At 51.0% G+C, this 6,010-nt stretch carries 6 protein-coding genes; 3 read left to right on the top strand and 3 right to left on the bottom strand.

The genetic code is table 11. The features are described from left to right. Nucleotides 1-216 precede the first annotated feature (216 nt). On the bottom strand, nt 217-819 hold the full coding sequence (locus tag ACKFKH_RS30085) for a YdcF family protein (RefSeq protein WP_446862056.1): 603 nt from the start codon (nt 817-819) through the stop codon (nt 217-219). A gap of 112 nt (nt 820-931) precedes the next feature. Then, nucleotides 932-1,816, bottom strand: coding sequence for a tetratricopeptide repeat protein (locus ACKFKH_RS30080; RefSeq protein WP_446862055.1), 885 nt, complete (start codon nt 1,814-1,816; stop codon nt 932-934). A gap of 175 nt (nt 1,817-1,991) precedes the next feature. On the opposite strand from ACKFKH_RS30080, the gene thyX reads away from it, so the two are divergent. Both thyX and ACKFKH_RS30070 read left to right on the top strand, forming a co-directional pair. Beyond that, on the top strand, nt 1,992-2,714 hold the full coding sequence (gene thyX, locus ACKFKH_RS30075) for an FAD-dependent thymidylate synthase (protein WP_446862054.1): 723 nt from the start codon (nt 1,992-1,994) through the stop codon (nt 2,712-2,714). 481 nt (nt 2,715-3,195) lie between these two features. Beyond that, nucleotides 3,196-3,789 (top strand): rhomboid family intramembrane serine protease, encoded by a 594-nt coding sequence (locus ACKFKH_RS30070; RefSeq protein WP_446862053.1) that lies wholly within the window; start codon nt 3,196-3,198, stop codon nt 3,787-3,789. Between the two features lie 71 nt (nt 3,790-3,860). Here ACKFKH_RS30070 and lepB read toward each other — a convergent pair whose 3' ends face one another. Beyond that, entirely contained in the window at nt 3,861-4,430 is a 570-nt protein-coding gene (gene lepB / locus ACKFKH_RS30065) for a signal peptidase I (RefSeq protein ID WP_446862052.1), read from the bottom strand. Between the two features lie 227 nt (nt 4,431-4,657). On the opposite strand from lepB, the gene ACKFKH_RS30060 reads away from it, so the two are divergent. Further along, nucleotides 4,658-5,977 (top strand): dihydroorotase, encoded by a 1,320-nt coding sequence (locus tag ACKFKH_RS30060; protein WP_446862051.1) that lies wholly within the window; start codon nt 4,658-4,660, stop codon nt 5,975-5,977. Nucleotides 5,978-6,010: the final 33 nt, after the last annotated feature.

Here is a 6,010-nt window from a genome sequence, read left to right as displayed (position 1 = left end):
ATCTCAAATGGGATGGCACGAGCGATTTGACGACTGAATATCAAGTGATTCGCGTATTGGCGGGCTATCAAGTGCAACGGTCTTTAATGAAGTTCGATATCGTCATGGGCGCTGGTTCATTAATACATTTGGAGGAATTGCACAACAAAAAGACAATTCAGATATAGAACAACTATAGAAGTCTGGGGGTCGTTGATAATTCAATTTGCGGCTCCCTTAATGACCTGCCAGCGATCGATGCCAATCGGCTCCCGTATGCCCCGTTGTCACCCACAAAATTGCTCGACTCCCATCGCGAATCACCTTAGACAGCGGCTCTTGAGGTTGGTCAGACGGAACGGCGATCGGCTTGACCTGAATGCCGCGACTCCCCAACACAATTTCGCCCACAATCTGAGCGCGGCGCATGTGATAGTCCGAAGTCACCAGATACACACTCTCAACGCCCTGCTGTTGAAGCTCATCGACGATCGTCGTAAAATTCGTCACCGTATCAACCGCCTGATAGTCGAGATTCAACCGTTTGAGATTGACCCCTGCATCCACAAAAACTTGCTCTGTATAATCTCTGGGGCTGCCCGAAGAAATCCAAATCGGCAAATTGGGATGCTCTAACGCAAACTCAGCCGTGAACTTTTCTCGCTCTAATTCTGAAGTCGAACCCCCCAAAACCAGAATCGCCTGCGGCCGCTCAAAATAAATGCGAACCGCCCTCACCCCAAACCAGATCACCAACGGCAACAGCACGATCGACCAGGGAAAGGACTTACGCTTTGAACGACCCGATCGCTTACTTACCATGACTTGCCTCGATCGCATTCTGCACCCCCACGTCAAAACTGTCGTCGCCTTACTACGATCGATATAAAACCTTCAAAAGTCTACTGCACTCTCAATCTCAACTCAAGGAATCATCCTTAACCTCAAACGGCTATTCGGTTCTTCCCGGCTGCCTTGGGCGTTCTGCTTCCGCCTGGACGATCGTCGCTTGAATTCTCGGCACCGCAAAAAACTTTTGAGTATCCGCTAACAGCTTTTCGCCCCAAAGATTTTCCTTCAGGAATGTGAGATCACTATATCGACTGTCCAATCGGATCGCCGCTTCGCCAAGCGCCAAGGCTTTGTCACGATCGCCTTTCTTGTACAGCCCGATCGCCGCCGCTAATCTCGGTTCAGCCGCTTTAGGGTCGAGTGCTGCTGCTGCTTGCCATCGCTTGATTGCCTCATCCAGGTCGCCAGATTCGTACTTGATCAAGCCAATATTGTTGATCGCAGGCCAATACTTTTTATCTTGAGCCACCGCTTTTTCGTAGCTGGCGATCGCCTCAGCATTTTGACGCTGCATCAAGTGAGCATTACCCAAATCAAACAGCGCACCGGGCACATTTGGCTTAATCTTGAGACCCGCCTGAATGGAAGCGATCGCTTCACTGTACTTCTTCTGCTGAAAGTAAGCAGTACCCAGCGCAAACGAAATATTGGCATTTCTGGGATCTAATGTCTGAGCACGTTTGAGCGCCACTACTCCATTATCGGGCTGGTTTACCTGAAGATACAGCCCACCCAAAACCGCCCAAGCCTCCGGAAGTTTGGGAGCCATCTGCGTTGCCAACCGCGCTCTCGACAGAGCCAACTCGGACTGCTGAAACTGAGCAAGCTGCGTCGCTTCTTGAATCAGACCAATCCCTTGCTGCTCTAACTTAGTGGCATCAAGCTGTACGAAGTGGGGCACTAGCGCTTGGGCAAAAGCGGATTGAGTGGCAGCCCACAGGCCAAAAATGGTCAGGGCAGAGAGAAAAGAAATGCGTTTGGGCACGGTACAGCCTTACCAGAAACGATCGAGGGGTCACAGCCAGCTTAATCGATCTTGCTAAAGTTGGGGACAAAAATTAATCTAAACCGAATCGAAAATTAACCGATCAAAATGAGTTTTGGGCGACGATCGGCGCTAAGGTAGTGAACCTGAAATCTTCTCTCAAGCCGCACCTCCTATGGATCGTTTCACCGTCGAAGTCATTTCCCAAACGCCCAATCCCCAGCAGACGATCTACGCAGCGATGCACCAAGATTACGCCGAAGGGTTTGTCTGGGAGGAGCGCGATCGCTTTCCCGATGAAGCCAAATGCGGTGAGGTGATCGTCAAACAACTTCTCGCAGGCAATCGCGGTCACTACGGCCCACTAGAACATCCGCAAATCGTGCTCAACTGCGGCTGGTTTCCCCACAGCACCATGCAGCAAATTCGCACTCATCGCGTCGGAATCTCTTTTGATGTCCAATCTTTCAGGTACACAGGACAACGGATTGTGGATGTGGTAGAAGGCAAGCGAGAGGTCGAAGAAGTCTTTTATTTGCGACCTTTGGGATTTTATAGCGATCGCCAGGGCAAAAAATACGAATACACATTAGACCAGCGTCAGCAAGACATTGAATGGTGTCTCGAAGCCTGTCGCCGCTATCAGCAAAGAATTTTGGAAGGCTTTTCAGAAGAACATGCCAGAGGACTGATCCCCTTTGATGTGCGTCAGCATTGGGTCATGTCGGCCAACGTGCGATCGCTCATGCACCTGGTCGATCTGCGCTGGAAAGCTGACGCTCAATTAGAAGCCCAAAAACTCTGCGAACACCTCTGGGCCCCCTTTCAAGCCTGGGTTCCTCAAATCGCCGACTGGTACGAATCAAATCGCCTCAAAAAAGCGCGGCTGGCTCCCTAAATCACTCCCTGCTGATTGACTGACAAATCTTTTCAGGTAGGTTGAGTTGAACCTGGTGAAACCCAACGTTAGCAACGGTAGAAAGGCTGCTGTTGGGTTTTGCGTTGCTCAACACCAACCTACGAAAAATCGAGGGTTTCAGGAGTTCTGTCAGCCAACCAGCACTCCCTGAAGTTCCCCTCAATCAAGGACTCTGAACCTCGTCAGTTCGATAAACTTTTTCGCTTCGCTTACAGATTCAGGAACGCCTCCTAAATCCCCCACGGGTGAGAGACTTTGAGCCAGAATTCTTCTCTTAAAGTCCCCCAGAATTGGCAGCTTGAGGGGGCAGGCGTGCTAAAGAACAAAGCAAAAGACTTTATCAAACTTACCGTCACAGGGCACGCCCAATTCTTCGCTTCCCTCGCCCTCATGCCCTAACTTTCCTTAAGTCTGTGCTAGAAAGGAAATCAAGTGTTTCACCACACAGTCTGGAGCCACCATGTACCGCAATGACCCCAATGACCCCAGTACGATCGGCCGTGACCTCAAAACCCATGTTGGTATTCTAGGTGGGCTAATTGGGCTGATGTGGCTAATCGAAATTGCCGATGTCTTTGTCGGCGGTAGACTCAACTTTTTTGGCATTATTCCTCGCACCGAGATTGGCTTGCGGGGAATTTTGTTTGCGCCCTTTTTGCACAATGGATTTGGTCATCTGATTAGCAACACCGTCCCGTTTATCACCTTGGGCTGGTTTGTCATGCTGCGGGCAGTGAGAGAGTTTTTTACTGTGTCAGCGATCGCCCTTCTCGCCAGTGGCATCGGAGTTTGGCTGTTTGGCTCCCCTGGCATTCATTTGGGCGCGAGTGGAGTGGTGTTTGGCTACTTTGGCTTCCTGCTCTCGCGGGCTTATTTTGAACGCAGTGCCCTAGCGATCGCAATCTCTGCGGCAGTTGGCTTGCTATACGGTGGACTGATTTGGGGAGTTCTGCCGACCCGCATGGGCATCTCCTGGGAAGGTCACCTGTTTGGCTTTATCGGAGGTGTGTTAGCCGCTAACTGGCTGTCGTCTCGCCGCAAGAGCCAACGTTAAAATTGGTGCGCTTCGCGTAGGGTTAAGCCACACGAGACGCACCATTGTAAGTCACGGTAGGATCTCAAGTCCTACTTACCATAGTTTGGTTCTGGAGTAATTTCTCCAATTCGATTGGGCGGCCAAAAACGCACCACAGCGCGACCGATGATTTTCTCACGCGGCACATAGCCCCAATAGTGGCTGTCATAGCTGTTATTGCGATTGTCACCCAGCACGAGATAAGAATCGGCAGGAACCCGCTCAGGTAGCCCAATCATTTCAGGTCGCCAGTTATACTGTGGCGCTTCTTCGATGTAGTTTTCGGCGATCGGCTGATCATTGATAAAAACTCGACCGTTTTTGACCTCCACCTTATCGCCCGGTAGCCCAATCACTCGCTTGATAAAAGCATCATGAAAGTTTTGCTTCTCAAGCGTGCTAGTGGGTGAAAAGACAACAATATCGCCGCGTTGGGGATTGTTAAATCGATAGCTGAGTTTGTCTACAATCAGTCGATCGTTGATTTGCAGCGTGGGCAACATTGAGCCAGAAGGAATGTAGCGAGCTTCTGCCACAAACTGCCGAATGCCGATCGCCAGCACCGCGCTGAGTCCGATCGTCTTTAGCCCCTCAAGCCAGGGATTGTCTTCCTTATTCATAGATTTGTCTTTAGGTGCCGGGTTCTCTATGCGAGTCATCAGGGTGTCAGTGCCAGGGAAAAAAAGAGGGTGTAACAAGGGGAATGTCTGTGCATCTAGTCTACAAGATGTATCCCAGATAGCTCTTAACTGTACAAAGTTTTTACGGTGTCATCCGCACAAATACCTTGATCTCTCCCTATAATCAAAATCTCTACGAGTCGTTTAGAAATGGTTCTTTTTGACGCATGGTTGCTTCATCTCTGCTGATCCAAAATGCCCAGATTTTGCTGCCAGATGGGGAGTTTCTCCTGGGCGATGTGCAGACGCAAGGGGGGAAGATTGTCCAGGTTGGTTCAGACTTACCTCCCGATGAAGCCTCTACTATCCTAGACGCGACGGGGTTAACTTTGTTGCCAGGAGCGATCGACCCACAGGTACATTTTCGCGAACCAGGGTTAGAGCATAAAGAAGATTTGTCCAGCGCCAGCCGGGCCTGTGCGAGAGGGGGGATCACATCTTTTTTAGAGATGCCCAACACGCGACCGCTGACGACGACCCAAGCCACTCTCGACGACAAACTCAGACGCGCTGCTGAAAAATCATTGGTCAACTACGGGTTCTTTATCGGAGCGACAGCCCAAAATTTGCCGGATTTACTCGAAGCCAATCCCGCCTGTGGCATCAAAATTTTTATGGGATCGATGCACGGCGATCTGCTGGTGGACGAAGAAACGTCACTGGAGCCAATTTTCGCCAACGGCGATCGCTTGATTGCCGTTCATGCTGAAGACCAGGCGAGAATTCGCGATCGCCGCCTCCAATTCGCCGATGTCACTGATCCCGCAATTCACTCTACGATTCAAGATAATCAGGCCGCTCTGAATGCGACGATGCTGGCGTTAAAGCTGTCCAAGAAATATCAGCGACGCTTACATATTCTCCACCTATCCACGGCAGAAGAAGCCGACCTGTTGCGGCAAGACAAGCCTGCCTGGGTGACGGCCGAGGTCACCCCTCAACACTTGTTGTTGAATACAGCCGCCTACGAAAAAATTGGTTCCTGGGCGCAGATGAATCCCCCCTTGCGATCGCCCCACGACAATCAAGTGCTGTGGCAGGCGTTGCTTGATGGCGTAATCGACTTTATTGCTACTGACCACGCGCCCCATACGTTAGAAGAGAAAGCGCAGGCTTACCCCAACACCCCTTCTGGAATGCCCGGAGTCGAAACATCTTTGGCGCTGATGCTGACTCAGGCGGTTCAAAAACGCTGTACCGTGGCCCAAGTGGCTCATTGGATGTCTACGGCCGTCGCCAAGGCGTACAAAATTCCTCACAAAGGGGCGATCGCTCCCGGCTATGATGCTGATCTGGTGCTGGTCGATTTGCAGACTTATCACCCTGTTTTGCGAGAGGAGCTACAGACGAAGTGTGGCTGGAGTCCCTTTGAGGGGTGGAATCTGACGGGTTGGGCCCAGGTGACGATCGTTGGAGGACAGATTGTGTACGATCGCGGCACGTTCCATTCTGAAGTGAGAGGACAAGCACTGCGATTTGATGGATGAGCTAGACAGAATTTCGCAGTCATTCGGCCGTCC

The organism is Phormidesmis sp. 146-20, from assembly GCF_052939475.1.
The sequence above is the reverse complement of the archived record's forward strand: the minus strand, read 5'-3'. Positions and strand labels throughout refer to the sequence as shown.